Annotated in this window: 23 protein-coding genes and 1 pseudogene; 18 read left to right on the top strand and 6 right to left on the bottom strand. The window is 58.0% G+C overall.

The window, feature by feature from the left end; translation table 11 throughout:
* Window positions 1–111: 111 nt before the first annotated feature.
* From AC3WTM_RS08250 to AC3WTM_RS08280, 7 genes are all read left to right on the top strand, one after another.
* Window positions 112–1,179, top strand: a complete 1,068-nt coding sequence (locus AC3WTM_RS08250; protein ID WP_102670443.1) for an NAD(P)H-dependent flavin oxidoreductase — start codon at window positions 112–114, stop codon at window positions 1,177–1,179.
* A 123-nt stretch (window positions 1,180–1,302) separates the two neighbouring features.
* The gene (gene modA, locus AC3WTM_RS08255) at window positions 1,303–2,070 is read left to right on the top strand and encodes a molybdate ABC transporter substrate-binding protein (RefSeq protein ID WP_102670444.1); all 768 of its coding nucleotides are present in this window, start codon (window positions 1,303–1,305) and stop codon (window positions 2,068–2,070) included.
* Entirely contained in the window at window positions 2,071–2,751 is a 681-nt protein-coding gene (gene modB, locus AC3WTM_RS08260) for a molybdate ABC transporter permease subunit (RefSeq protein WP_090455483.1), read from the top strand. It abuts the gene before it with no gap.
* Between the two features lie 3 nt (window positions 2,752–2,754).
* On the top strand, window positions 2,755–3,834 hold the full coding sequence (modC, locus tag AC3WTM_RS08265) for a molybdenum ABC transporter ATP-binding protein (RefSeq protein WP_102670445.1): 1,080 nt from the start codon (window positions 2,755–2,757) through the stop codon (window positions 3,832–3,834).
* Between the two features lie 126 nt (window positions 3,835–3,960).
* Window positions 3,961–4,182 (top strand): hypothetical protein, encoded by a 222-nt coding sequence (locus tag AC3WTM_RS08270; protein ID WP_102670446.1) that lies wholly within the window; start codon window positions 3,961–3,963, stop codon window positions 4,180–4,182.
* A 130-nt stretch (window positions 4,183–4,312) separates the two neighbouring features.
* Window positions 4,313–4,543 (top strand): hypothetical protein, encoded by a 231-nt coding sequence (locus AC3WTM_RS08275; RefSeq protein ID WP_057714650.1) that lies wholly within the window; start codon window positions 4,313–4,315, stop codon window positions 4,541–4,543.
* 206 nt (window positions 4,544–4,749) lie between these two features.
* Window positions 4,750–5,034, top strand: a complete 285-nt coding sequence (locus AC3WTM_RS08280) for a hypothetical protein (protein WP_057714648.1) — start codon at window positions 4,750–4,752, stop codon at window positions 5,032–5,034.
* Window positions 5,035–5,059: 25 nt separating this feature from the next.
* Here AC3WTM_RS08280 and AC3WTM_RS08285 read toward each other — a convergent pair whose 3' ends face one another.
* Window positions 5,060–5,725, bottom strand: a complete 666-nt coding sequence (locus tag AC3WTM_RS08285) for a TetR/AcrR family transcriptional regulator (RefSeq protein ID WP_102670447.1) — start codon at window positions 5,723–5,725, stop codon at window positions 5,060–5,062.
* A gap of 177 nt (window positions 5,726–5,902) precedes the next feature.
* Here AC3WTM_RS08285 and AC3WTM_RS08290 point away from each other — a divergent pair, with 177 nt between their 5' ends.
* The 3 genes from AC3WTM_RS08290 to AC3WTM_RS08300 all read left to right on the top strand — a co-directional run bounded on the left by AC3WTM_RS08290 (window position 5,903) and on the right by AC3WTM_RS08300 (window position 7,642).
* Window positions 5,903–6,745, top strand: a complete 843-nt coding sequence (locus tag AC3WTM_RS08290; protein ID WP_102670448.1) for an NAD(P)H-binding protein — start codon at window positions 5,903–5,905, stop codon at window positions 6,743–6,745.
* Between the two features lie 93 nt (window positions 6,746–6,838).
* Complete coding sequence (locus AC3WTM_RS08295; RefSeq protein WP_090455493.1) at window positions 6,839–7,033, top strand: hypothetical protein; 195 nt, start codon at window positions 6,839–6,841, stop codon at window positions 7,031–7,033.
* 426 nt (window positions 7,034–7,459) lie between these two features.
* Entirely contained in the window at window positions 7,460–7,642 is a 183-nt protein-coding gene (locus AC3WTM_RS08300; protein WP_102670449.1) for a hypothetical protein, read from the top strand.
* 272 nt (window positions 7,643–7,914) lie between these two features.
* On the opposite strand, the gene AC3WTM_RS08305 is transcribed toward AC3WTM_RS08300, so the two are convergent.
* The 3 genes and pseudogenes from AC3WTM_RS08305 to otnI form a co-directional block, all read right to left on the bottom strand.
* The gene (locus AC3WTM_RS08305) at window positions 7,915–8,520 is read right to left on the bottom strand and encodes a transglycosylase SLT domain-containing protein (protein WP_102670450.1); all 606 of its coding nucleotides are present in this window, start codon (window positions 8,518–8,520) and stop codon (window positions 7,915–7,917) included.
* A 200-nt stretch (window positions 8,521–8,720) separates the two neighbouring features.
* A pseudogene (locus tag AC3WTM_RS08310) lies at window positions 8,721–8,822 on the bottom strand (hypothetical protein); the annotation flags it as partial.
* Window positions 8,823–8,996: 174 nt separating this feature from the next.
* Complete coding sequence (gene otnI, locus AC3WTM_RS08315) at window positions 8,997–9,788, bottom strand: 2-oxo-tetronate isomerase (RefSeq protein ID WP_102670451.1); 792 nt, start codon at window positions 9,786–9,788, stop codon at window positions 8,997–8,999.
* 226 nt (window positions 9,789–10,014) lie between these two features.
* Here otnI and dapF point away from each other — a divergent pair, with 226 nt between their 5' ends.
* The 3 genes from dapF to AC3WTM_RS08330 all read left to right on the top strand — a co-directional run bounded on the left by dapF (window position 10,015) and on the right by AC3WTM_RS08330 (window position 13,073).
* On the top strand, window positions 10,015–10,830 hold the full coding sequence (gene dapF, locus AC3WTM_RS08320) for a diaminopimelate epimerase (protein WP_102670452.1): 816 nt from the start codon (window positions 10,015–10,017) through the stop codon (window positions 10,828–10,830).
* 212 nt (window positions 10,831–11,042) lie between these two features.
* Window positions 11,043–12,092: a DUF3592 domain-containing protein gene (locus AC3WTM_RS08325; RefSeq protein WP_102670453.1), complete on the top strand. Its 1,050-nt coding sequence runs from the start codon at window positions 11,043–11,045 to the stop codon at window positions 12,090–12,092.
* A 282-nt stretch (window positions 12,093–12,374) separates the two neighbouring features.
* On the top strand, window positions 12,375–13,073 hold the full coding sequence (locus tag AC3WTM_RS08330) for an ion channel (RefSeq protein WP_102670454.1): 699 nt from the start codon (window positions 12,375–12,377) through the stop codon (window positions 13,071–13,073).
* Between the two features lie 154 nt (window positions 13,074–13,227).
* Here the strand turns inward: AC3WTM_RS08330 and AC3WTM_RS08335 are convergent, their stop codons facing one another.
* Window positions 13,228–14,178: a LysR family transcriptional regulator gene (locus tag AC3WTM_RS08335; protein WP_158247446.1), complete on the bottom strand. Its 951-nt coding sequence runs from the start codon at window positions 14,176–14,178 to the stop codon at window positions 13,228–13,230.
* Between the two features lie 237 nt (window positions 14,179–14,415).
* Here AC3WTM_RS08335 and AC3WTM_RS08340 point away from each other — a divergent pair, with 237 nt between their 5' ends.
* Complete coding sequence (locus tag AC3WTM_RS08340) at window positions 14,416–14,841, top strand: ester cyclase (RefSeq protein WP_102670456.1); 426 nt, start codon at window positions 14,416–14,418, stop codon at window positions 14,839–14,841.
* Window positions 14,842–15,205: 364 nt separating this feature from the next.
* Here AC3WTM_RS08340 and AC3WTM_RS08345 read toward each other — a convergent pair whose 3' ends face one another.
* Entirely contained in the window at window positions 15,206–18,043 is a 2,838-nt protein-coding gene (locus AC3WTM_RS08345; RefSeq protein WP_256586026.1) for an AMP-binding protein, read from the bottom strand.
* A gap of 161 nt (window positions 18,044–18,204) precedes the next feature.
* On the opposite strand from AC3WTM_RS08345, the gene AC3WTM_RS08350 reads away from it, so the two are divergent.
* The 4 genes from AC3WTM_RS08350 to AC3WTM_RS08365 all read left to right on the top strand — a co-directional run bounded on the left by AC3WTM_RS08350 (window position 18,205) and on the right by AC3WTM_RS08365 (window position 25,644).
* The gene (locus AC3WTM_RS08350; protein ID WP_102670457.1) at window positions 18,205–19,509 is read left to right on the top strand and encodes an MFS transporter; all 1,305 of its coding nucleotides are present in this window, start codon (window positions 18,205–18,207) and stop codon (window positions 19,507–19,509) included.
* Window positions 19,510–19,699: 190 nt separating this feature from the next.
* Window positions 19,700–20,017: a hypothetical protein gene (locus AC3WTM_RS08355; protein ID WP_102670458.1), complete on the top strand. Its 318-nt coding sequence runs from the start codon at window positions 19,700–19,702 to the stop codon at window positions 20,015–20,017.
* Between the two features lie 93 nt (window positions 20,018–20,110).
* The gene (locus AC3WTM_RS08360) at window positions 20,111–20,977 is read left to right on the top strand and encodes a patatin-like phospholipase family protein (protein WP_102670459.1); all 867 of its coding nucleotides are present in this window, start codon (window positions 20,111–20,113) and stop codon (window positions 20,975–20,977) included.
* Window positions 20,978–21,411: 434 nt separating this feature from the next.
* Window positions 21,412–25,644, top strand: coding sequence for a DUF5801 repeats-in-toxin domain-containing protein (locus AC3WTM_RS08365; RefSeq protein WP_492587599.1), 4,233 nt, complete (start codon window positions 21,412–21,414; stop codon window positions 25,642–25,644).
* The last annotated feature ends 7 nt before the right edge of the window (window positions 25,645–25,651 follow it).

Consider the following 25,651-nt stretch of genomic DNA (forward strand, 5'->3'; position numbering starts at 1 on the left):
ATAACACATAAGCCTCACCCGCTGAAATGACGACTGGCCTTGCACCAGTCGTTGCGTTACAAATCCTGTTCTACCGCCCCTACCCGGATTCAACGTCGGAGAACACAGCACATGAACCAATGGCCAGATACCCGCATTCTTGACCTGCTCGGGATCGAACTGCCAATCATTCAGGGGCCGATGGCCGGTGCCACAAACTCCTCCATGGTGATTGCAGCCTGCAATGCCGGCGGCCTGGGCTCGATGCCAGCGGCAATGCTCAGCACGGATCAACTGCGCGAAGAGCTCAAAACCATCCGCCAACACACCCGGCGCCCGATCAACGTCAACTTCTTCTGTCATCAGCCACCGGCTCCGGATGAGCAACGCGCGCAGGACTGGAAAAACCTGCTGCAACCTTACTACCAGGAACTCGGCGCCGACTTCGATGCGCCGACGCCGGTGTCCAACCGGGCGCCGTTCGATAACGCGGCCTGCGAAGTGGTCGAAGCGTTTCGCCCTGAAGTGGTGAGTTTTCACTTTGGCCTGCCGGAAAAATCCCTGCTCGACCGGGTCAAGGCCACTGGCGCGAAGGTGCTGTCCTCGGCCACCACCGTCGCAGAAGCCGTGTGGCTGGAACAGCATGGTTGTGATGCAATCATTGCCATGGGCTACGAAGCCGGGGGCCATCGCGGAATGTTTCTCAGCGATGACCTGAGCAGTCAGGTGGGGACTTTCGCCCTGGTGCCCCAAGTCGTCGATGCGGTGAAGGTGCCGGTGATTGCCGCCGGCGGCATCGCTGACGCACGAGGTGTCGCTGCCGCATTCATGCTCGGTGCTTCGGCGGTGCAGGTGGGTACGGCATACCTGTTCACGCCAGAGGCCAAGGTCAGCCCTTCCCATCACAAAGCCTTGCGAACCGCCCGGGAAAGCGAGACGGCCGTCACCAACGTGTTCACCGGCCGCCCGGCCCGGGGCATCCTCAATCGGGTGATGCGTGAGCTGGGGCCCATGAGCGCCAAGGCCCCGGCCTTCCCCCTTGCCGGTGGCGCGCTGACGCCGTTGCGGGCCAAAGGTGAAGCGGACTTCAGCAACCTGTGGGCCGGCCAGGCATTTACCCTCGGGGTCGAATTGACCACCGAGGCACTGACTCGAAAACTGGCTGAAGAAGGATTAGCGAGACTGCAAGGTCGTCCCTGAGCATCACTCTCACACAAAATTGTATACAGTTCTGCGGCGACACATTCCGTTTAAAGGCAATTCGCTATATATTTTTGTACATAACGATTAATCTGCCGTCATTGCCTTTAACGGAGCCGTTTCATGACCATTCGTGCCTCACGTTTTGCCCCGACCTGTCTGGCGAGCCTTCTCGCCGTATTCGCCTTCGGCTCCGCCCAGGCGGACGAAGTCCAGGTGGCTGTCGCCGCCAACTTCACCGCCCCCATCCAGGCCATCGCCGCTGATTTCGAAAAAGACACCGGGCATAAACTGGTCACCTCCTTTGGCGCCACCGGCCAGTTCTACACCCAGATCAAAAACGGCGCGCCGTTCGAAGTGTTCCTCTCGGCAGACGACAGCACCCCGAAAAAGCTTGAAGCCGAAGGCGACTCCGTCAAGGGTTCGCGCTTCACCTACGCCGTCGGTACGCTGGCGCTGTGGTCGGCCAAGGAAGGCTACGTTGATGCCAAGGGCGATGTGCTGAAAAAGAACGAATACCAGCACCTGTCCATCGCCAACCCCAAAGCCGCGCCTTATGGCCTGGCGGCGACCCAGGTACTGGCCAGGGAAGGTTTGACCGACAAGGTCAAGGACAAGATCGTTGAAGGCCAGAACATCAGCCAGGCCTACCAGTTCGTCTCCACCGGCAACGCCGAGTTGGGTTTTGTCGCCCTGTCGCAGATCTACAAGGACGGCAAGATCACCAGCGGTTCGGCCTGGATCATTCCCGCCAGCCTGCACGACCCGATCAAGCAAGACGCGGTGATTCTCAACAAGGGCAAGGACAACCCGGCCGCCAAGGCGCTGGTTGACTACCTCGAGGGGCCGAAAGCGGCAGCTGTCATCAAGTCCTACGGTTACGAAATCTAAATGTCGCTATCGAGTGCCGATTTTTCCGCCATCTGGCTGACCCTGAAACTGGCGTCCCTGACGACCGTCATCCTGCTGATTGTCGGCACTCCGATTGCGTTATGGCTGTCGCGCACCCGCTCCTGGTTGCGCGGCCCGGTCGGGGCGATTGTCGCCCTGCCCCTGGTGCTGCCACCGACGGTGATTGGTTTCTATCTGTTGCTGGCCCTCGGCCCTCACGGGTACCTTGGCCAGCTCACCCAGTCACTGGGCCTTGGCACCCTCACGTTCAGTTTTGCGGGGCTGGTCATCGGTTCGGTGCTGTATTCGATGCCGTTTGTGGTCCAGCCGCTGCAAAACGCTTTTTCCTCGATTGGCACGCGCCCGCTCGAAGTGGCCGCGACCTTGCGGGCCAATCCCTGGGATACCTTTTTCAGCGTGACACTGCCCCTGGCCCGCCCCGGTTTCATTACCGCGGCCATTCTCGGCTTTGCCCACACCGTCGGCGAGTTCGGCGTGGTGCTGATGATCGGCGGCAATATTCCCGAGAAGACCCGCGTGGTCTCGGTGCAGATCTACGATCACGTCGAAGCCATGGAGTATGCCCAAGCCCATTGGCTGGCCGGGGCAATGCTGGTGTTCTCGTTTGTCGTCCTGCTGGCGCTGTATTCCAGTCGTAAAACCAAAGCGGGCTGGAGCTGACCGATGATTCAAATGCGTCTGAAACTACGTTATTCGGGCTTCGCCCTGGACGTCGATCTGCAGGTGCCTGGCCGTGGCGTCACTGCGCTTTACGGCCACTCCGGCTCTGGCAAGACCACTTGCCTGCGCTGCATCGCCGGCCTGGAACGGGCTGAGCAAGGCTTTGTCCAGGTCAACGATGAAATCTGGCAAGACAGCGACAACCGGATCTTCGTCGCGCCGCACAAGCGCGCGCTGGGCTACGTGTTCCAGGAAGCCAGCCTGTTTCCTCATCTGTCGGTGCTGGCCAACCTGGCATTCGGCCTCAAGCGCATCCCCAAGCCGCAACGCCGCGTCGACATGGCCCACGCCACCGAGTTGCTGGGCATCAGCCATTTGCTGGACCGGCACCCGCAACACCTTTCAGGCGGTGAGCGACAGCGCGTCGGCATCGCCCGCGCCTTGCTCACCAGCCCGAAACTGTTGTTGATGGACGAACCCCTGGCGGCGCTGGATGCCCGGCGCAAAGGTGAAATCCTGCCCTACTTGCAACGCCTGCACGACGAACTCGACATCCCGGTGCTGTACGTCAGCCACTCCCAGGATGAAGTCGCGCGGCTGGCCGACCATATCGTGTTGCTCAGCAACGGCAAGTCACTGGCCAGCGGCCCGATCGGCCAGACCCTGGCACGCCTGGACTTGCCCCTGGCAATGGGGGATGACGCTGGTGTGGTGATCGAAGGTCGCGTCAGCGCTTATGACGCCGACTATCAATTGCTGAGCCTGCAATTGCCCGGCACCACCCTCGACATCCGTGTGCCTCATACGCCACTGGATGCGGGCCAGGCACTGCGCTGCAAGGTCCAGGCGCGGGATGTGAGCCTGAGCCTGGGCAATACCGGGCAAAGCAGCATTCTCAATCGCCTGCCGGTCACTGTGGTCAGCGAAATGAGCGCCGACAACGCCGCCCACGTGCTGATTCGCCTGGACGCCGCCGGCACGCCATTGCTTGCGCGGATCACGCGTTATTCCCGCGATCAACTGAACATCCACCCGGGCCAGCCACTGTGGGCACAAATCAAAGCGGTCGCGGTGCTGGCGTAAATCCGAAGGCACGACTGCACCGGGCAGAGGTCAGCGCCTGAATCGACGAATTGACCTGCCTATTTTTTGCACGATCACCAATGACTTCTATAGTTGAACTGAACACGTATCAGCTGCGGAGACGCCATGGAAGACATTTTCGTCGTGAAGCGTTGCAAAAAGATCATCATCCATGGTCGCCGCGCAGGTGAAAATGACCACCTGCCACCGGATGCCGCGGTCTGGTACCGCATCGCCGATACCCGCACCCAAGGCTTCATCGGAGATGGCTACGATATTGAAGAAGACGCTGTGCGTGTTTGCCATCAGTTGAACGCTCAATCACAAGTGACAGCCCGACAAAGTTGACGGCTCATCACCCTTTTTTAACGGGTCTATACTGAGATAGTTGAAGGATCAGTAACCCTTTCGGCAGAAAGCTCGCCCCAGGCGGGCTTTTTGCTGCCACACCCAGGTTTCTTGAACGGAGGTGCTTCCCATGTCCGAAAAAGAGTCCATCACCACCCTGCTCACCTTGTTGGACTCCCGTCAGGCTCGCCTGGCCGCCGCCTGCAAGGAAATCGCTGACTGGGTCGATCATCAAGGCGGACACCCCACCGCCCTCAGAATTCGTGATCGCCTGAACGACATTGAGAAGGACACGCCGCTGATCCGGCACACGCTGTCGTCTCTCAAGCCTGTCGACCGGCCTTTGCCCCGGTTCAGATGATCCGTCGCGGATCCACGGTGCGGGAAAAGGCCCTATTCGGGCTGCATGATCGGTGACCGTACGTCTCCACGCACTTGGCTGCCTGCTGGATTTCCATCACTTCTCACAACCCGGCCTGGAACCGGGATTTTTTGTTGCGCAAAACCAATCGAACGTCCCCGCTCACGTGGAGTCAACCGCTCACACGTCACGAAGGAGACGTTCCAATGGTCACTCATTTCAAAGTCAGCGGGCACCTGGCCTGCGGTCACCACGGCAACAACCTCGTATCGACCCGCGAACTCAATCGGGTGAAATGCCGAAGCTGCCGAAACACCGACGCCTACAAAGAAGCCCGCAAGGCTGAGCGCAACGCTGCCCGCCGCGCAGCACGCAAAGCCAAAGCCGTGCACACCGCCAATGACTGGCGTTCAGCCTGGACCGAGCGGCTGACCGCGATGGCCGGCCTGCAACGATTGCCCCGTGGCTTTGGCGGCCAACCCTTCGTTTAGGGAGCATGAAGTAGCTGTCAGGTTTTTACGGCGAGTCGATGTCCCTGCGCGCGGGCTGCATGATCTCGCGCAGGGACATGCGCTTGAACGCCTCGACCAGTGCTCGCCCCTCAACGGGTGCACAAGTGACAGCCAACCGCATGGTCGCCTCACCCAGGTGCCAGATCAAAAACGCGGACTCCTCGACCTGTTGCTCGTCGCAGTCGGGATACACGCGTAGCATCGCCTGGGCCAGCAGAGCTCCGGCAACCCGGCTCTCCTCCAGTTCCAGCTGCAACAACTGCTTGTCGGCCTGCATGCCGGACCAGATGTCACGCATCACCGGTGTCGCCATCACGATCTCGTAATACTGATCGAGCAACTGCGAATAGGCGGCGCGCAAACCCCGGGCATCCTCGACAGCCTCCATTGCCTCGGCAATGCAACGACGGCTTTCAGCGTTATAGCGCTCGGCCAGCGTACGGATCACGGAACTCTTGTCGGGGAAGTACTGATAAAGGGAACCGATCGAGATCTCGGAGCGCTCGGCGATTTCACTCATCTTGAGTTGATCGCTGCCCTTGTCCGCGATCAATTGAGTGGCCATGGCCAGAATCCGCTCCTGACGATCACGGCTGCGCTGTTGCGTGGGTTTGCGTCGAACCGCTTCTGCAGCAGGCTGTTCGAGGGTTTCAGAGGTTTTTTTGCGCACGAGTGAGTTCCCGATCAAAAACGTGACATGTACTCACCTTAGCATCGCCATCCCCTACGCCCAACAACAGATGCCACACGTCGGGGAATTCGATCTGATGGGTTGACGGCAAAACATGAGCATCTATCATCTTTTAAACATGAGCATCACTCACATTATTCGATGGAGATGAACGCGATGAAAACAGCCCAACCCATCACGCTGGTCCTCGGCGCCACCGGCAAAACCGGACGGCGCATCACACAACGGCTCGAGGCTGCCGGCCTGCCCGTTCGCCAGGGTTCGCGCGATGCCAATCCACCCTTCGACTGGGAAGATCGATCGACCTGGGACGCCGTGATCGATGGCGTTCATTGCGTCTACATTTCCTTTCAACCGGACCTCGCCGTTCCAGGCGCCGTTGAAACCATCCAGGCGTTCACCGACCTGGCAGTGAAAAGCGGCGTCCGCAAACTGGTCTTGTTATCCGGGCGCGGCGAAGTTGAAGCACAACAGGCCGAATGCGTCGTACAGGACAGCGGGATTGACTGGACGATTCTGCGAGCCAGTTGGTTCTGCCAGAATTTCAGCGAGGCACACTTTCTTGAACCCATTGTGCAAGGTGAGCTTGCACTCCCCGTCGGCCAGGTCGCCGAGCCCTTTGTCGATGCAGAAGACATCGCCGAGTGTGCCGTCGCGGCACTGACCCAACCCGGGCACAGCAACCAGCTCTATGAACTGACCGGCCCTCGGGCGTTGACCTTTGCTCAAGCCGTGACCGAGATTGCGCGCGCCACCGGTCGCAAGATCGAATTCGTGGCCGTACCGGCGGACGCGTATCGACAGGCAATGGAACAGGAACAACTTCCTCCGGCGTTTATCGATCTGGTGTTGTATCTCTTCACGACTGTGCTGGACGGGCGCAACACACCCGTGGCCGATGGTGTACAGCGGGCGCTGGGCCGGCCGGCGCGCGACTTTGGCGACTACGTACGGCGCACTGCCGCTACGGGCATTTGGGGCAATGGCAGTCCGACGTAAAGCAGTGGCGGGAACAGGCTTCGTCGACTAGGGTTTTTTGGCGTATCGAAGTGCGGCGCCTTTATTGGCAGGAGCCTGATTAAGGAGGAACCCATGTCACTCAATCGTAGCGCTGAACAAACCTACCGCCAGTGGTCGACCCCAATTCTGTTGGAACTCAAGGAGCGAGAACATCAAATGAACCCGTCAGACCGCCAGGCACTGGAAAACGTACTGCTGGAAAGAAGGCTGATCGATACCGGCAACCCGGCCGGCAGCGATCGCCGCAAGGCAGACCCGACGTCCTGAAAAACATCAGGTAATCACGATCAGGATAGAAATAACGGAAAAGAAAAAACCAAGGGCTCGCATCCGCTTTCGCTTGCAAGCCCTTGGTTCAGAATATGCCCAATCGAACGCAAACACGGTTCCAACGTCTGAATCCCCCCGCCGCCGTAAATCCATTTTTGATAATTATTAATTTCCAAACACTCCCCTCTATCGGCTTTAAATGTGCCAATAGGAGGGTTAGCCATGGTAGGGCCTGCAGGTGACGTTTTTGACGAAAGCTTCGACTGCCATCAAAACCGCATTTGCAGAGGCTGACTTTCCTGAGCAGATTTACTGTTTTGTCCCGCGTTGTCACCCAGGCCACGCAGACAAACATTCACACACCGCACTTCGGTTTTCCCCGGTTCGAGACCAGGCTAAACCACCACATGGAGGGATTCCAGGATGCTGATAAAAATCGAGAAGGCGAGCAAACCGGAAGGCTGGAATGTATGGATGAACGCGTGGTGCGTTGAGTTTCGCAGCTACGCAGAGGCCTTGGCGTTCGTGATCAAATTGGAAGGCCGGATCAATGCACCTCACCCCTTGCCTATCAGTACCGCCAGACTTCTTTTGGAACTGGCTTGAGCTCTCGACGCCATCACCGAGAAGCTATGCACGACGTCATATCCATATTTATTAATCTGTCTTTGATAATTATTGATTTCGCTCGCCCCTCTCCCTCGACTTTAAATATGCACCGAGGGGGCGTTGGCCAAGGTGAGGTTTACAGGTGACACCTTTAACGGACGCTTCGAATACAGCCAGTCTGTTTTCGAGGAGGCCGACCTTCCTCACCATGTGTATTACTTTTCCCCGCATCTTCCCCCAGGAGATGCGGGGTTTTTTTCGTAAATGCGTTAAAACCACCCGCTACGATCATCTTCCAACTCTTGGCGACACACTTTAAGTTGAGCGTTGTAAATCTCTGACTGCTTTTGCACTTTCTGGGCAACCTGCATCAGCCAAGGTTTACTGCGATAGGTATTGCGGCTAAAGCCCCCATGCCCCTCGTGATAGGCCAGGTACTGATTGTAGGTGTCCCATTTGGAGATTCCGAGTTGGCGTTGGGTGCCGGTGGTGTACCAACCGATAAACATGATCGCGTCGTCAAAACTGTCACGCGAACCACCGTTGCCTGTACTGTCCTTGTACTCACCCCACACCGGGTCTTGAGCCTGCGCATAACCGTAAGCCGAACTGACTCGCCCCCAGGGGATCACCCAGAGCAGGTAGTCACGAGGCGGCAATGCGTCCGCCACGTAACTGCTTTCCTGCTTCATGATCGCCATGGCCACATGCAGAGGCGTCCCATATTCACTCTCCATTTGCAGCGAGTCCTCATACCAGTCGGGATACTCACGGTAAATACTGCAGAGATTGCCTTGGTCTTTTGGCGGCGTAGTCGTGCACCCCGTTACAAACAGCATCAACAAAGCCAACAGCAGAACCTGTCCTTGTTTCATTCATTACCCTCAAAAATAAGGGCATAGGGTACCCTCCGATTACTGCAAGGCGCCTGAGTCATGCAGGTGCAGACAAAAACGTCAGAAGACATCCAACTTGATCGCGTCACCCTTATCGAGAGGCTTCTTTGTAAGTCCCTATTGCACGGCGGCCTGACACAAGCCCTGAGCTCTGCGCTCTGATTGAGTGCTCACACGTGGGCGTTGCGATACGGTGCATAGCTGCCATGCACCGCTGGCAAATCGGTGGCTTCCAGTGAGTTGGTCAGCAGGCGCACATCAACGCCGGCATCGGCCCGACCCAGGAAGATCAGCTGCTTGCGCCAGGACTCGAGTTGCGGTTGCGCCTGGTATGGTTGTACAACGCCTTGCTCTCGATACGTGAGGTCTGGAGCGATTGCTCCAGGCGTTGGCGGCTTTCGAGCAAGTCTTGCGCTGTTAGCTTGTTGAGCTGGAAGTCGCAGGCCCGCCCTCCGCTATAGAGCCTGGCTCGCTTTCCAGTCACGCAACCACTGCAAGCCGGCAGACGTATTGCCTCGTGGCCGATATTCGCACCCTACCCAGCCGTCATAACCCAATTGGTCGATCAGCTCGAACAGGTAGGGATAATTGACTTCCCCCAAGTCCGGTTCATGCCGATCCGGCACGCCCGCTATCTGGATATGGCCGATATTATCAAAGTCGCGACTCAGTTTAGTCGCCAGGTCGCCCTCGACGATTTGGCAGTGGTAACAGTCGAACTGAACCTTCAGGTTGCTGGCGCCCACTTCCTTGCAGATGGCCTGGGCCTGATCCTGCCGGTTGAGGAAGTAGCCTGGCATGTCTCGCGTATTGATCGGTTCGAGCAACACGGTGACGCCTGCCTTGGCCGCCCGGGCGGTGGCGTAGGCGAGGTTCTCCAGGTACACACCGTGATGACGTGGGCGATCATTTTCCGACGGCAACAGCCCGGCCATGACATGGATGCGTGAGTTGCCCAATACGCTGGCGTAATCCAGGGCACGATCAAAACCGTTACGAAATTCACTCAACCGCCCCGGCAGCGACACGGTACCCCGCTCGCCCTTCGCCCAATCACCGGGCGGCGCGTTGATCAGTGCCTGCACCAGGCCATTGTCGCTCAAGCGTTGCTTGAGTTCTTCAGCGCTGTACTCGTAGGGAAACAAATACTCCACCGCTTCGAAACCGTCAGAGGCAGCGGCGGCGAAGCGATCCAGAAACTCATGTTCCGGGTAGAGCATGCTGAGGTTGGCAGCAAAACGAGGCATGGCAGCTCCTGAGATAAAGGGTTAGACATAGGACTGAGTCGTTTTCGGCTCTTCGCGACAGGCAGCAGTCGGCCATTAGCAGCCGGTGACGAATCAAACACAACAATGGTCCCGTCTACCAAACCTATTTGCCTCATGAGCTTCTACACAGCTTGCTAAAGTCATGCGAATCGGGATAGATCGCTTTAAAAGCTAAACTCATCATGTCTAGTCGCCAGGTCTATTTATGCCGCTGAGTTTTCATAAAATGCACGCCAATGGCGATGATTTCGTTATCGTGGACTCGCGAAACTCACGCAATCCAATCACAAGCAATTTGGCTCGGAAAATGGGAGATCGCAACCGAGGAGTCGGCTTCAATCAACTCGCGGTGATGCTCGATTGCGATGATGCAGATGCGCGCTTGGTCTTTTGGAATGCAGATGGCTCATCGCTGGACGCTTGCGGCAGTGCAACGCGGGGGGCGGCAGATATGCTGATGCGCGAATCCAATATGGATTCGGTAGTACTGCGAACCAACCGTGGCCTGCTGACTTGCGAACGCACTTCAACCGGCGCCATTTCCGTCAATATGGGAAAGCCGCTTTTCAGCTGGTCGGATATTCCTCTGGCTCTTGAAATGGATACTTCAGTGTTGCCACTTGCCGGTGAGCCAACAGCTTGCAGCATGGGAAATCCGCACTGCACCTACTTTGTGGGTGACCTGACAGGCGTTGACATAGCGACGATTGGACCAGCAATTGAAACCAACCCCTTGTTTCCCCTGAGGACGAACGTGCATTTCGTCCAGATCACTGACCGAAAGCATGTTCGGTTGCGTATTTGGGAGCGCGGAGGGGGTATTCCGCTGGGTTCAGGTTCCTGCTCTTGTGGCGCCGCCGTTAATGGAATTCGTCGTGGCTTGTTAGACAATTGCGTTGAGGTTGAATGTGATGGCGGAGCTGTAACGGTTCAATGGGATGGCGTGGGACCGGTCTTTCTCACCGGGCCGGTGGAGACGATTTTTTCAGGAACAATCACGGATACTCTGTTGAAAGTCTGAGCTTAGATAGGCCGCTATCTGAGGGTTGCTTTAGGTCGAATTCAGCCTCTGTGACAGGCAAAAACCGGCCAGGAGCGGAAGCGCGGCAAGTTGCATTGCATTTGAGTATCTACGGACTAACCTCAGTGCATCATTACACCGCGCGCAGGGGGACTTGCTGCCAAGGTGTCATATCCCAACTGACCTCCATTTCACGTTGGCCAAGGAGCCTTATGAAGACCTTCTTGCTCTTGCTAAGGACGGCCCTGTTCGTTGTTTTATTTTCCTTTGGCTTGCTCTGTCTTCTCGTGTCTCTTTCCTCGTACAAGGAGGTGGACGAGACGAAGACTTGGCAGAAGTTGAATGCTACTGTCGCCACTGTCTCCATTTCTGAGGAGATGCGCAGTAAGGGTATGACCTATTGCCCTCTGGTTAACGTGACCTTTGAGTTGAACGGACAGCATTACACTTATCCGCTCGAAATATCGCAGCGGCCCTGCAGAACCAGCCTGGAGTCGGTCGAAAGATCAGTTGCATCATTCAGGGAAGGAAAAGTGATCGAAATTCTTGTCGACCCTGCAAAGCCAGGTAGAGTGAAGCCAGGTACTTACTCACTAGGTGGGAGTTTTTACCTCGGCGTTTTCTTGGGCACACTAGCCTTTATCGGGGCCGTAGCTGTCCTGGTGTTTCCTGCTAAGAAATCTGTCAAATTGACGCAAGGAGAAAGCATTTCACATTCAACTTTGAGCAAGAAAGAAGTTAAGCAAAAAGCTCGCGAACTACTCGCCGCCGGCACTGCAAAGTCGGAAGTATTTTCACAACTCTCCGGGAGGGGTGTAAAAGACAGTCAACTTGCCTACTTTATAGCCTCGTATGCAGATCCAATTCGTTGTGACGAGCACGATCGAAAAGTCAATATTCTCATCACGATAATGCTCGCCCAGGCTTTGATTGCATTCATTCTGGGATTGGACATCGGCGCCAGGATGGGGCCAACGGCCAAATGGGTTATGGGTGTTTCAATGACCTTGATTCCCTTGTTTTTGGTATGGGGCTTTTACAACCATCGCGTCGGCGCCTACAACGCGTACATACTCCTTTCGCTTCCCCAATTCCCAAGATCGCTTGCGGGGTTTACATCGAGTCCGGCAACAACCGCTATCGCATTAGCTATAAGTATCGCTATCCTGGCTTTTGTTTGGTACGTCCGAGGAAAAATCTTTCCAGACTTCGTCTTCGTCAACCCCAGGAAAATCAAAGGCGAGTACTTCTTTTCGGGCTGACCCATCATGCCGCCGGACTTGCACGAACGGCTGTCCAGGCTTATGAGGTCAATCATTAGCGAAGACTGCTTCGGGTCGATTTCAGCCGGTTCCAGCAGGCAGCTATTGGCCGCTTTCTGACTGTCGTGAAGGGCTGCATCCGCCCCATAGCTATCTGTCAGGCTGAATCCTCTTACATGCATTCGCGACTAGAATTTCACTGCCGACTCTTCTAACGCCAGGTCAGATTTCAACCGTGCAACGTCAGGTCTCGAGCATTATTTCGGTCTATGGGAAACCGGTATGACAAATCCGCAAGAAAAAGCTGAATCCGACGAAGATTTAGGTCAGATGGTAATAGGGCGAGGGCCCTGCACCTATCTATTGCTGCTCTTACTAGGATTGATCCTCCTGTTTCCCTTTCTTGAGGAAGGTATATTTGCTCGCACATTACTCGGCATTCTGTTTTCAATCGTGCTGCTCGTGGGCGCTTTCGCCACTAGGCAGACTCGGCAGGGGTTCATCCTCAAACTAGGCCTGGCGTTGCTTGGGGTTGGCCTTCAATGGGCGGCGTTGTGGGCTGAAAGTACCGCGATTCTTGTCCTTGCCGGGATATTTTATGTGGTGTCCCTTGCAGTCTCGTTCATCGGAGTGCTTCGCTATATTCTCAAGCGCGGGCCAATTACAGCCGACAAGCTGCATGGCGCACTTGCGGGTTACATCATGCTGGCCTTCGTTTGGTCCTTCGTCTATGCCCTGGTCGAGATATCCAGCGCTGGCTCATTCGGCCCTAGCCACCTTGACTTCGTACAGCCCGGCACCTTCTTCAAACTAATCTATTTTAGCCTCACGACGCTCACGACCACCGGTTACGGTGATGTTATCCCATTGACCAACCACGCCCGCTCGCTTGTGATGGTCGAAGAATTTTCAGGCGTCTTTTACGTTGGCGTTGTGATAGCACGGCTTGCCGGTCTGTATCCGTCGAATCAGACAAAGTGACTCTCGATTTGCCTGGGCCACCTCTGGGCATTAGTGATTGAGTCGTCCCTGATTTAGTGAACACCTGCGACCGACTGCTAATGGCCGATTGCTGCCTGCTCTCAAGACTGTCCATCCATACGATGGGCTATTGCAACAATTTGAACCCCTTCTCTCACAGAAGGTATTCCTTCATTTTTGGGATGCTGTGCATAACCTCTCTTAGTGCGTCCAACAAAGCGGAAGCGGCAGGTGACAATGTAGAGTCTGCCAGTCGGGAAACACCGATTTGTTCCAGAATTAGAGGTTCGAAAGCCGGGAGGCGAATTAGCTCCTGACTGTGTGCGGGGTCAGAAATAACTGACTGCGGTAATATTCCAAGAAGATCAGTCTGTTTTAATAACCAAAGTATATTAAAGAATGATGCTGTTTCTATAGTTGCATGTGGTGGATTGATGTCCTTTCGATAAAAAATATTATCGAACTGCTTCCGTAAAGTAGTTTCTATTGGAGGCAGAATCCATGCTTCTCGCGCAAGTTCTTCCAGTTTAACCCCTGGTTGCTGAGCAAGAGGGTGGTCCCGACGCGCAACGATGATGGCGTTTTCGCTAAAAAGCGCCTCCTGAGCGACAACGACGCTTGAGCTGACATCGGAAAGTCTCCCAATCAAAAAATCCAATTCGCCCGAGATGAGCCGAGGTATCAGTTCGCTGCTTACACCGTCGACGATTTTGATGCGGATGCTTGGTCGGCTTGCCCACAGTCGCGCGATGGCGGAAGGGACAAGATAACTTGACCCTGTTAACACGCTTCCTATGGCAACACGCCCGGCATGCCCCTTTCCGAGAGCGTCGATTGCTTGGGATACATGATCCAGTTGGGCAAGGATCATCCGGCTGCGCTGCACAAAGTCCCGACCAAGCTCTGTAGGCGTAACCCCTCTGCGATTCCGAGTGTAGAGCTGAGCCCCTACAGCCTCCTCCAGATCCTGTAATAGCTTGCTCGCCGTGGGCTGTGAGAGGTTCAGCGAGCGTGCGGCGTGCAAGACACTGCCGTATTCAAACAATGCAATTGCCAAGCGGAAATGCCTGACTGTCGCCCATTTTTCCAACCGTTCCAGACTCATGTGGTATTCCATTAACCGATAGCATGTCTAATATATTCTAGATTTACGAATACCATAACCCCTCCTAGAATGTGCCTGACGCGCTGGGCTGCTCCAATTAAACACTTGCAAAGTGTGCAAAAGGTCTTGTTCGTATCGATGTAAGTCTCTCGGATACGACTCCTTTTGAGTGGCTCGGCCTTTATAAAAACTGTTGAATTTATTGCTTGTTATCAATATGAGAGAGGTAAATGTTGTATGAGCGTAAAAAATCTAGACACGGTGAAGAATTACTTTAAGTACTGTGTGGATGGTAAGGATGTTGAGCGAGTTTCAGAGTATTTCGATGTCGATGTGGTCGTGCATCGACCGGACTGCGATGCTCCGATAGGTGGTTTGGAGAACTTCAAACGAGCCTTGAGCGCAAATGTTCTCGAGCGATATAAGACAATTAAAACTACGTTCAGCAAAGAAGTTGTTACAGATGACGTTGTTGTAGTCGCGTTGACACATTGTGCAACCGGTTCGAATACATGGCACGGCTTTAACGTAGAAGGCAAGAGCTTGACGTGGACGGCCCTGACGTACTTCCGGTTTAACAAAGAGGGTAAAGTGATCGAAGAGATCGTTGAACGGAACGAACTGTTCATGGCAAAGCAACTCGGAATTATCAGTTACGAATAACATTTAGTTAAATCCCAAGGGAGCTAAGTCCACCGTGGTGAAAGCAAGCTCTCCACGGTGGTCAGAGGCTGCTTCTGGCCGACTTCTGTCTTCCTTGACCGGCTGAAATCGACCCGATATTCGGAGTAAAAAATAAATCAGTCCCCTTACCCCTACCTGATTGCACTTGAGCTGAGCAGGCATTTTTATGGGGTTGACTCCCGCGACTTATGGCTATGACCGGTTGAATCCACAGCCAAAAGCGAGCACTCACAGTGGATGTCGATATCAGACTTGTTCAGTAGTGGATAAGAATCCAGTTTAGATTTGACGTGTGCCCACTCTATAAACGGCTCTGGAACAATGATGGCAGCAAGGTAGTCGCCTAACCTGCGCACTGGGCTCGTTCCGATTCATCCAGGTGCTCTAGCAGCACTGCTATCGTCGCATCCCGCAGCTTTATTGCCTCCATCCAGCCCGGCCCTTCTGCCAACAGCGGGGGACAGACGTTGACGTGGATTGCACCGTGGCGAGGGTACCACTGACCGTCGCGCAGCACCTCGCGCGTGCCGCAAATTGCGACCGGCAGCAGCGGCACGCCGACACGCGCAGCGAGCACGAAGGCACCCATGTGGAACGTTCGCAATCCTGGCTCGCGGGTGAAGGTTCCCTCGGGGAAGAACACCAGGGGCTGGCCAGCCCGTAGCGCCTCGGCCAGGGGCTCGGTGTCTGCGGCGCTGCGCTGCAGGTCGAAGCGTTCGACAAAGCGGGCGCCGAGCTTGCGCAGGAACCGGCCGGCGATCCACTGGTCAGCCAATTCGCGCTTGGCAACGAAGCTGAACTGCGGCGGTAGGGCCGCGCTGAGAATGACACCATCGAGGTAGCTGGCATGGTTTGCGGCCAGCACGCTCACCGAGGAGGAAGGCAGGCGCTCGAGTCCCGTGACACTGAACGGAACACCCGCCAGGCGCAGAAACAGCCGGGAGGCCGCACGGGTAAAGCTGCGACACCAACGCTGGCTCGGCAGGATCGCAACGACCAGCCAGGTCAGCGGTGTGACCAGCCAGAACAGCAGCCAGATGTAGGTGGCATACAACGCGGTGCGGCAGGCCTGCCAGCTGCGACCGAAATGCCCGCGCAAGGCCTGCAACACCAGGCGCAACAGCTGGCGCCAAACGGCCAGGTGCGGCCGCCCCACTTCGCCGCGCTCATACAGTTCACGACTGGCAGCACGGCGAAGCTTTCCGCTGGAGGTTTTCAGTACGCTATGCGGTGGCGCCAGAACGATATCGTCGGGCGCCACACCGGTGAGGTCGAACACGATACGGTTGACCTCCTGCTGCAGTTGTTGCCGCGCAGCAGCGTCCTTCTCGCAGGTTTCCGCCAACACCACCAGGCGCTCGGTGCCGGTGGCCGGCTCCGGACTGCCGAACACCGCGATGCAGCCTTTGCGCAGCCCGGGCAGGTTGCCGACCGCTGCTTCGATATCGTAGGGGTAGATGTTGCGCCCGGCACGGATGATCAAGTCCTTGGCGCGGCCGGTCAGGTAGACCTCACCGCCGGCCATGTAGGCGAAGTCGAGCGAGTCGAACCAGCCATCGTGCAGCACCCGGCGGGTCTCTTCGGGGTTGCGATAGTAGCCTGCCGAGGTAGAAGGCCCGCGAAATTGCAGGTGCCCTTCGCTGCGTTCGGGCAGTTCGATTCCGCTGCCATCGACGATACGAATCTGATGGCCCGGCAGTGGTCGACCGCTGGAGACGAAGCGCAGCGTTGCGCTGGCATCCGATTCGGCGGGCAGTGCATTTCCACGGGCCTGGAACGCATCGCGCTGTACCCGGTCGATCAGCGGCCCTCGGCCCAGGGGAGGAAAAGCCACGCCCAGCGTAGCCTCGGCCAACCCATAGACCGGCGCCAACGCGGTAGGGGCCAAGCCGTAGCGAACGAAACGTTCTGCGAAGTGCTGCAAGGTCTGCGGGCTGACCGGTTCGGCACCGTTGAAGGCCAGGCGCCAACTGCTCAGGTCCAGCCCCTCGAGATCGTCGTCAGCGAGTTTGTTCAGACACAGTTCGTAGGCGAAGTTGGGCGCCGCCGACATCGTGCCGCGGAAGCGGTCGATGGCCCATAGCCAACGCGCCGGCCGTGCCAGGAAAGCCAGCGGCGACATCAGCACCAGGCTGTAGCCGTAATACAGGCTGCCCAGCCAGGCACCGATCAATCCCATATCGTGGTACATGGGCAGCCAGCTGACGAACACGTCTTGCGGTCCCACCTTCAGAGCCCTCCCCATGGCGCGCAGATTGGCCAACAGATTGACGTGGCTGACCATCACACCCTTGGGCTGGCCAGTACTGCCCGAGGTGTACTGCAGGAAGGCGATGTCATCCGATTGCCGCGGTGGTGTGATGCATTCGCCCCCTTCCTCCATCAAATCGGCCACGCTGGTGATGCGGGTCAGGCTCGGGACCTGCGGCTGAAGCAACCGGGCAAGCAGCTTCGCTTGCGTCACGGTAATCAGCACTTTGGCCTCGGCGTTGCGCAGAATGCCGGCCTGGCGGCGCAGATGATCCTCTATCTGCGACAGGCGCAGCGGTGGGTAGATGGGCACCGGCACACCACCGGCCAACAGGATGCCGAAAAAAACCTGGAGAAAGTCGCGGCCTGTGGGCAGCATCAGGGCCACGGTTTGACCGGCGTGCAAGCCACTGCGTTGCAGCCCTGCGGCAACGGCCAAGGCCCCCTGGTGCAAGGCGCCATAGCTGATATCTTCCTGCTGGTCACTTTCACCTAGCAGGCGCACGTGGAGATGCTGGGGCTGCTGGCGCACATGCCAGTCCAGTACCTCGATCAAGGTCCGCGCGGCGTCTGGCGTCTGCCCCGTTGCTATCAGGGTCTCGCTGATGTTGCTGGAGGGCAACGGGCGTACGGCCTCGGCGCCATGCCTGCTGTGCAGCACGCGCAGTATGTCGGTGGGGGTGTCTGCCGAGGCGAACAGGTTTTCTGGTAAGCGCACACCGAATTCGTGCTCGATACGTGACCAGAGCTCGACTCGAGTCAGGCTGTCTACGCCCAGATCCCGATCCAGCACGCTGTGCAAGGTGACTTGCAACCCTTCTGCCGCTTGCGGGCGCAGCTCGACCACGGTGCGCCGGACAATTTCGAGCAATTTTTCCGCGTCCCCATCGGAACGGGGAACCGCACGGGTTTCCGGAGGCGGACGAGGCATCGGCAGCCCCTCATGACAGAACACTGTGTGTAGATCCTTGCCAATTGCCATTATGCGCCTACGGAGGCGACTGGGAATGCCATCATCAGCTGCAGCGCTCGCACGATGGGTGAGCCGAGGCTAGGCTTCTGAAGAACGCAGCCCCTGCAGAGAGATCTGCCATGCCAGCCAGCCTTGCCCCCGGAGTGACACGCCGAGAAATCTGGGCTTGGGCGATGTTCGATTTCGCCAACTCCGGCTACACGACCGTGGTGATCACTGCCGTGTTCAACGCCTACTTTGTCGCCGTGGTCGCCAAGGGCGAAGCCTGGGGTACGCTGGCCTGGACCAGCGCCATATCCCTCTCTTACGCCCTGATCATCCTGACCGCTCCGCTGATCGGTGCCTACGCCGACGCATTCGCCTGCAAGAAACGCCTGCTGCTGTTCAGCACGATCGGTTGCGTCACCTTTACCGCTGGACTGGCGTTGGCCGGGCCGGGGGATCTCGGCGTTGCGATTCTGTTCATCGTGCTATCCAACTACTGCTTTGGCAGCGGCGAGAACCTGATTGCCGCCTTCCTGCCCCAGCTCGCCCGTGCAGATGCCTTGGGCAAGGTGTCCGGCTGGGGCTGGGGGTTGGGTTATATTGGCGGTTTGGTCAGCCTGGGCGCCTGCCTGGCCTTCGTCAGCTGGGCCCAGGCGCAAGGCCAGACGGCGGCGCAGTTCGTGCCGGTGTGCATGCTGATCACTGCGGCCTTGTTCGCGTTGGCCAGCGTACCGACCTTCCTGTTCTTGCGTGAACGCAGCCTGCCGCAGACAGGAAGCAGCGACAGGCCTATCCCGCAAGCGGTGCTAGCGCGCTTCGCGCAGACGCTGCGTGAAGCCGACCGCTATCGTGACCTGCTGCGCTTCCTTGCCTGCACCGTCTGCTACCAGGCCGGAATCTCGGCGGTGATCACCCTGGCTGCGATCTATGCCAATCAGGTCATGGGCTTCAGTACCCAAGACACGCTGCTGCTGATCTTCGTGGTGAATATCACGGCCTCCATCGGTGCCGTGCTGTTCGGTTGGCTGCAGGATCGCCTCGGCCATCGCACCACGCTGGCGCTGACCCTGCTGGGCTGGCTCGGCATGGTCGGTCTGGTCTGGGTCGCGCGCGGCCCCGGGCTGTTCTGGCTGGCGGCCAACCTCGCCGGTCTGTGCATGGGCGCCAGCCAATCGGCCGGACGTGCGATAGTCGGTCTGCTCGCGCCGCCAACGCGGTTGGCGGAGTTCTTCGGCCTCTGGGGGCTGGCGGTCAAACTGTCGTCAATCCTCGGCCCCATGACTTACGGCCTGACCAGTTGGCTGTCCGGAGGCGATCACCGCCTGGCGATGTTGATTACCGGCAGCTATTTCGTTGTCGGCCTGCTGATCCTGGCCGGCGTCAACCTGGAGCGCGGGCGGCAGGTAGCTGTCAGCCATACCGAGAGTCTCGAAAATTGAGAAGGACTCCCCGCATCGGGTCAGTCTTCGCCTGTCGCAGGCTGATTTAATACTGATGGGTTACGCTGCCGTTGGTCGGCGCCTTGCGCAGCAGTGCGATAGAAAACTATAGGAATAAACTCTCGTGCCGATATCGATAAGGCAAGGCCTGCGCGTGCCTGACCTTGAACCTGAGCGAACGAGCACATTGATGATTGATAAATCTTTGGAAGAAAAAGCGGCATTGATGGTCGACCCACATGAAACGATGGCCAGTATCGGACAGATCACTGCCATGCGCGATGCCCTGCGACAGCGCCTGGACAAGGCGGATAACGCGGTTCAGGAGCTTCAGGAGCAACTGGACTTGGCAAAGACGCTGATGACCCGTCTGCTGGCGGCGAGTTTTGCGTCGACCGGCAAACTTTCCGCGCCCCTTACAAACTGGGGGCTAAATGAGATCGACGTTGTCGAACGGGAGATGGCCTGCTATTTGAATTCTACCAATGAGGCGAGCGCCGCTTCATAGGTCGCGCACTGAATGCATATGGCGGGCTACCGGAAGTCATGCCGACCCGCCAGCTACACTCATTCGATACATTTCCGCACAGAGACTTCCGCCATGACGAACAAAACCGCAATCGTATTCGCTGGCGGTGGCAGTTTGGGGGCGGTGCAGGTGGGGATGTTGCGGGCCCTGGTCGAAGCCAATGTTCGATTTGACATGGTGATTGGTGCTTCGGTAGGCGCTATCAACGGTGCCTACTTTGCCGCAAGACCCGACTCCGATGGCGTCGAGGCGCTCGCCGGATTCTGGCGCGGGCTGAGTAAAACTGACATTTTCCCCCTCTCTTGGTTCGATACCTGTAGAGGATTGATCAAACGGCGTGGCTATCTGTTGCAACCGTCGGCCTTGAATCGGCTGCTGGGTCAGGCACTGCCCATTCACCGCATTGAGGATGCAGTGCTGCCCCTATACATCGTCACCACCAACCTGCTCAATGGTGCCGAGACGGTTCTGTCCAGTGGCGAACTAGAGCAGGCGCTACTGGCCAGCGCTGCCATTCCGCTGGTGTTCCCCTGCGTACAAATCGCCGATCAGTTTCTGGTTGATGGCGGCGTGGCAAGCAATACACCTATTTCGACTGCCGTAGCCTTGGGAGCCACCAACGTCGTGGTAATCCCCACCGGAGTGAGTTGCGACCTGACGCAACCTCCCCGAGGACTGGTCGCCTTGGCCCTGCACACCGTCAATCTGATGAGCATGCGCCAACTGGTGAGCGACATCGAACACTTTCGCACTGTCACCAGTCTGCACATCGTCCCGCCCTTGTGCCCGGTGGATGTCTCGGTGTTCAACTTCGACCAGACCGAGTCTTTGCTGCAGCGTGCCTATGAGCAGACCCTTCGGTGGCTGGAACGTGGGGGGCTCGAGCGCACCAAGGTACCTGGTGCCCTTTCCATCCATTCGCATGCCCATGAGCATTGAGTGATGTGAATTACAAAAACAGCGAACCTTCAGGCCGGAGCACCCAGAGCGATGCCTGCGTTACAAGATCAACCCGAATCAGCTCGCCCTACCCGCCCTGAATGCCGCCATCCTGGAGTTCACGCTTCGGGTTGCCCATGATGTGGCGGCAACGTTTAGCGATGAGGCCCCTCTACATTAGCCTCAGTTCGACACGCTGGAGGTTAAAGCCCCGGCAACCTTGAACACCCGCGCCATACCCTCATTCACAAGCGGAACATTCGGCTCCGTTCCTTCGCGTCATTCCGTCTCCCCTTCCCAGTAGTCTGAATCTCCTATCCCGCCTGGGAGTATCGGCCAATGTATATCGCCCGGCGTTTATCCATAGTTGTGGCATGTACCAGAAAAAGGCCCGCGGTCCGGCCTTGGTGACTGCAATTGCTTTGGAGAAAGTCATGGCTACTCAGAAAAAAAACTCATCGTCAACGAACGATCAGATCGCTCTATTCACCCAGCCCCTCACCACTGACCTCAACGAGTCATTGGTGACAACGTCGGTTACAGCCAGCGCTTTGGGCGTCGTGGCGACCGGCGAGGACGTGACCCTGGATGAAACGGCCGGATTGCAGAACGCCACCGCCACGCCAACCCCTGCGGGGGACGCCGACGACAACGACATTCTGGTGGCGTCCCTGCCCACGACATTCGCTAACCGTTTGGCCGGACTGGGGGCAGGTACTGCAACGGGCGCGGCCTTGAGTGGTTATACCGGTGCCGAGGGCAACACGGGCAGCGATGCCTTCACCATCACCGCCGCACCCGGAGCGAGCATTACCGATATCAGCTTCACCGACAGTTCCGGCGCACCGCTCGATGGGGTGGACAGTGGGCTGGATACCCTCGATGGCACCAGCATCCTTCTCTATACCGATACGAACGACAACAACATCGTTCTGGGTCGAGCCGGGGGCCCGGCCGGTGCGATCGTATTCGCTGCCTACATTGAAGAAACCGGTTCGCCGGTCACGGGCGGCAAGATCTGGACCGTGGAGTACCAACCGCTCAAACATCCCGATATGACGAACGCCGATGACTCGCTCAATCTGCTGGACAAGGTTTTCATCGGCGCCAGTGAGGACCTGGTGTTCAGCCTGGCCAATGCGCCCTCCGGTCAGAACCTGTTCCTGATGTTCACGAAGGCGAACCCGAACGTTGTCGATGACGGCGGTGTGTTGCGGATCACGGATCCCACCATCATTGCCACCGGCAAGGACCCCGCAGACCAGTCAAGCGGCGTCAACATAAACACTGGCGACACGATCAATACCAGCCAGGCGGGTGGCCCGACCACCTTCGGCACCAACAATCAGATGATTGTGGAGCAAGAGGGCATACGCTTTTCGTTCGTCACGGGTGCCAGGCAGAATGTGACCGTTCCCAACCTGGATCAGAACGAGGCCGACCTTGAATCCAACGTCGACTTTACCGACGTCTACAACACGAAGTCGGCCAGTTTCGACGTTGTGCAATTGCAAAGCGGCAAAAGCGCTATCGTAAAAGTCAGCGCATTCAGCACCGCGGCTGAACCTGGCGTGAATTTCATCAATGGATATGCGAATGATGCGACGGTGGCCATCACCAATGTTCGCGTGATCAACAATAGCACCGGGCTGGTAATCGAGAATTCAGACGGATCGGTGAATGATCCGGCCATTACCATCAGCTTCGCTGGAGGGGTCGCAACCATCACCGGCATTAAAGCCGGCTACCAGATTGAATACACCACTACAGCGGATCACAACCGCGTGCTTATCGAGAACGGGGCGGCCGTCACTGCCAAGGGCAATGACCACGCCGACTTTGACATCGGTGGTTTCACGCTGGTCCAGGCCTCTGTTACGACCACCGAAATCGGCTCCAAGATGATCTTCGACGACGACGGGCCGAGCATCAACACCACTGGCACGGAGCCGACGCTGACCGTGGACGAAACGGTGCTCGCGACCAACGACACCCAGAGCTTTGCCGCCAACTTCAACTCGGCGTTTGGCGCCGATGGCGCCGGCACCCTGACCTATGCGCTGGGCGTGGTGGCCGGGGCCTCCGGGCTCACGGACACGGCCTCCGGTGAGGCGGTTAACCTGTCGCTCAACGGCACCGTGGTCGAAGGCCGCACGGCCCTCGGCAACCTGCTGGTGTTCACGGTCAGCGTGGCCGCCAATGGTGATGTCACCCTCGACCAGATCCGCGCCGTGGTGCATCCCGACGCCACCAATCCGGATGACTCGACGACCCTGACCTCGGACAACCTGGTGACGCTGACGGCAACCAAGACCGACGGGGACGGCGACAGCGCCCAGGCGACCCTCAACATCGGGCAGAACCTGGTGTTCAAGGACGACGGACCGAGCATCAATACCACCGGCGTGGAACCGACGCTGACCGTGGACGAAACGGTGCTGGCGACCAACGACACCCAGAGCTTTGCCGCCAACTTCAATTCGGCGTTTGGCGCCGATGGCGCCGGTACCCTGAGCTATGCGCTGGGCGTGGTGGCCGGGGCCTCCGGGCTCACGGACACGGCCTCCGGCGAGGCGGTGAACTTGTCGCTCAACGGCACCGTAGTCGAAGGTCGCACGGCCCTCGGCAACCTGCTGGTGTTCACCGTCAGCGTGGCCGCCAACGGTGATGTCACCCTCGACCAGCTCCGCGCCGTGGTGCATCCCGATGCCACCAATCCCGACGACTCGACGACCCTGACCTCGGACAACCTGGTGACGCTGACCGCAACCATTACCGACAAGGAGGGCGACAGCGCCCAGGCGACCCTCAACATCGGGCAGAACCTGGTGTTCAAGGACGACGGACCGAGCATCAATACCACTGGCGTGGAACCAACGCTGACCGTGGACGAAACGGTGCTGGCGACCAACGATACCCAGAGCTTTGCCGCCAACTTCACCTCGGCGTTTGGCGCTGATGGTGCCGGCACCCTGACCTATGCGCTGGGTGTGGTGGCGGGTGCTTCCGGGCTGATCGACACTGCCTCCGGCCAGGCGGTGAACCTGTCGCTCAACGGCACCGTGGTCGAAGGCCGCACGGCCCTCGGCAACCTGCTGGTGTTCACCGTCAGCGTGGCCGCCAATGGCAGCGTCACCCTCGACCAGCTCCGCGCCGTGGTGCATGCCGACCCAAGCAATCCCGATGATTCGAAGTCGTTGACCTCGGACAATCTGGTGACGCTGACGGCGATCAAGACCGACGGTGACGGCGACAGTGCCCAGGCGACGCTGAACATCGGGCAGAACCTGGTGTTCAAGGACGACGGGCCGGCTCTCAGTTTCGGCAACCTGATCGGGACCGGTAGCGTCCTTGCGCAATCCGGGTTCTGGAATATGGCGACGGGAGCCGACGGGCTCGGGGCGGCCGGTCTGGATATCTCTTTGGTCAATAACCAGTTCACCCTCGTCAGGCCAGACAACACGACCACGACCGGGACCGGCACGCTCACCGAGCTGTCGCCATCACCGGATATCAATGGCGCGTACCAGTTCGCGGGAACCTTGACCGGTGATTTCGACAACAACGCCGCAACGGCGAATACCACCGTCGACTACACGTTGACCGCCTATGCCGATGGTCGCTATGCACTGGATCTGGTGCAAGGCTTCAGTTCGACGATCGTGCTCAGCAGTGCCGACGGCTCGCTTGCTGCCGGCGGCCCGGATCCGGTGCGCACATTGTTGATTCCACAGACGAGTAACCCGGCTATTCCTTCGACATCCGAGGAGATCGTGTTCTTTTCCGCGAAGGCGCTGGCGTCGACCGCGGACATCCTGACCGGCATCGGACTTGGAGCACCCGACCCCACCGAAGCCGCGCTACAGACCAACCCCCTGCCGGGGTACATCGACCCGGCGGCCATGAACGTCAGCACGGCCGGCATCGGCGTCGCCAACAACGTGTTCCAGGGCGATAACCTGGTGGGTATCAGCGCCGCCGATGAAAGCTTCGTCATCAACCCAGAGAGCCTGCTGACAGCAATGAAGGTCTTCATCGACAACTCCGTGGCGGGTTACAACACCGCGACCGAAGACCTGTACTACAGGATCTACTACGCGGATGGCACGTTTTCGGACCGCATCGAGGTGAACACCCTGACGCCGGAGGCTGGCGGACAGGTGTCCTTCCTCGTCGAGAAGGCGGGCGCGACACTGATCGACGCGGTTCAGCTGACGATGGGTCGTGGCGATATCAAGATCCCGGTGATCCAGTTCATTCAGGAGAGCGAGAGTCTGGCCAGCGATGTCCAGCTGGCGTTCAGCGCGACGCTGACGGACAAGGACGGGGACTCGGCGACGAGTACGTTTGACGCCAACCTGTTCGCCAACGACCCGGCCAACGCCCCCTTCGACTTCACGCTGGTTGGCACGATCGGAGAGCAGGATGCGTTCAACATCGATCTGTCAGTCAATGAGAACCTGTACCAGGTCACCGGCTTCGATGCGGGCCCGGGCATGCGGGACAAGCTGGTGCTCAACGGCGACCCGAACGCCGTTGTCCAATCGATCGATAATACCGGTGCAGACAGCGTCGTGACGGTTGCCGAGACGGGCGGACAAACAACGACCATCACCTTGGTCGGGGTTGATGTTCTGAATACCGACGTCTTTTTTGGCAGCGCCTGAAGCATTG

The sequence above is a fragment of the Pseudomonas sp. EU05-FHT14B02 genome (assembly GCF_058791055.1).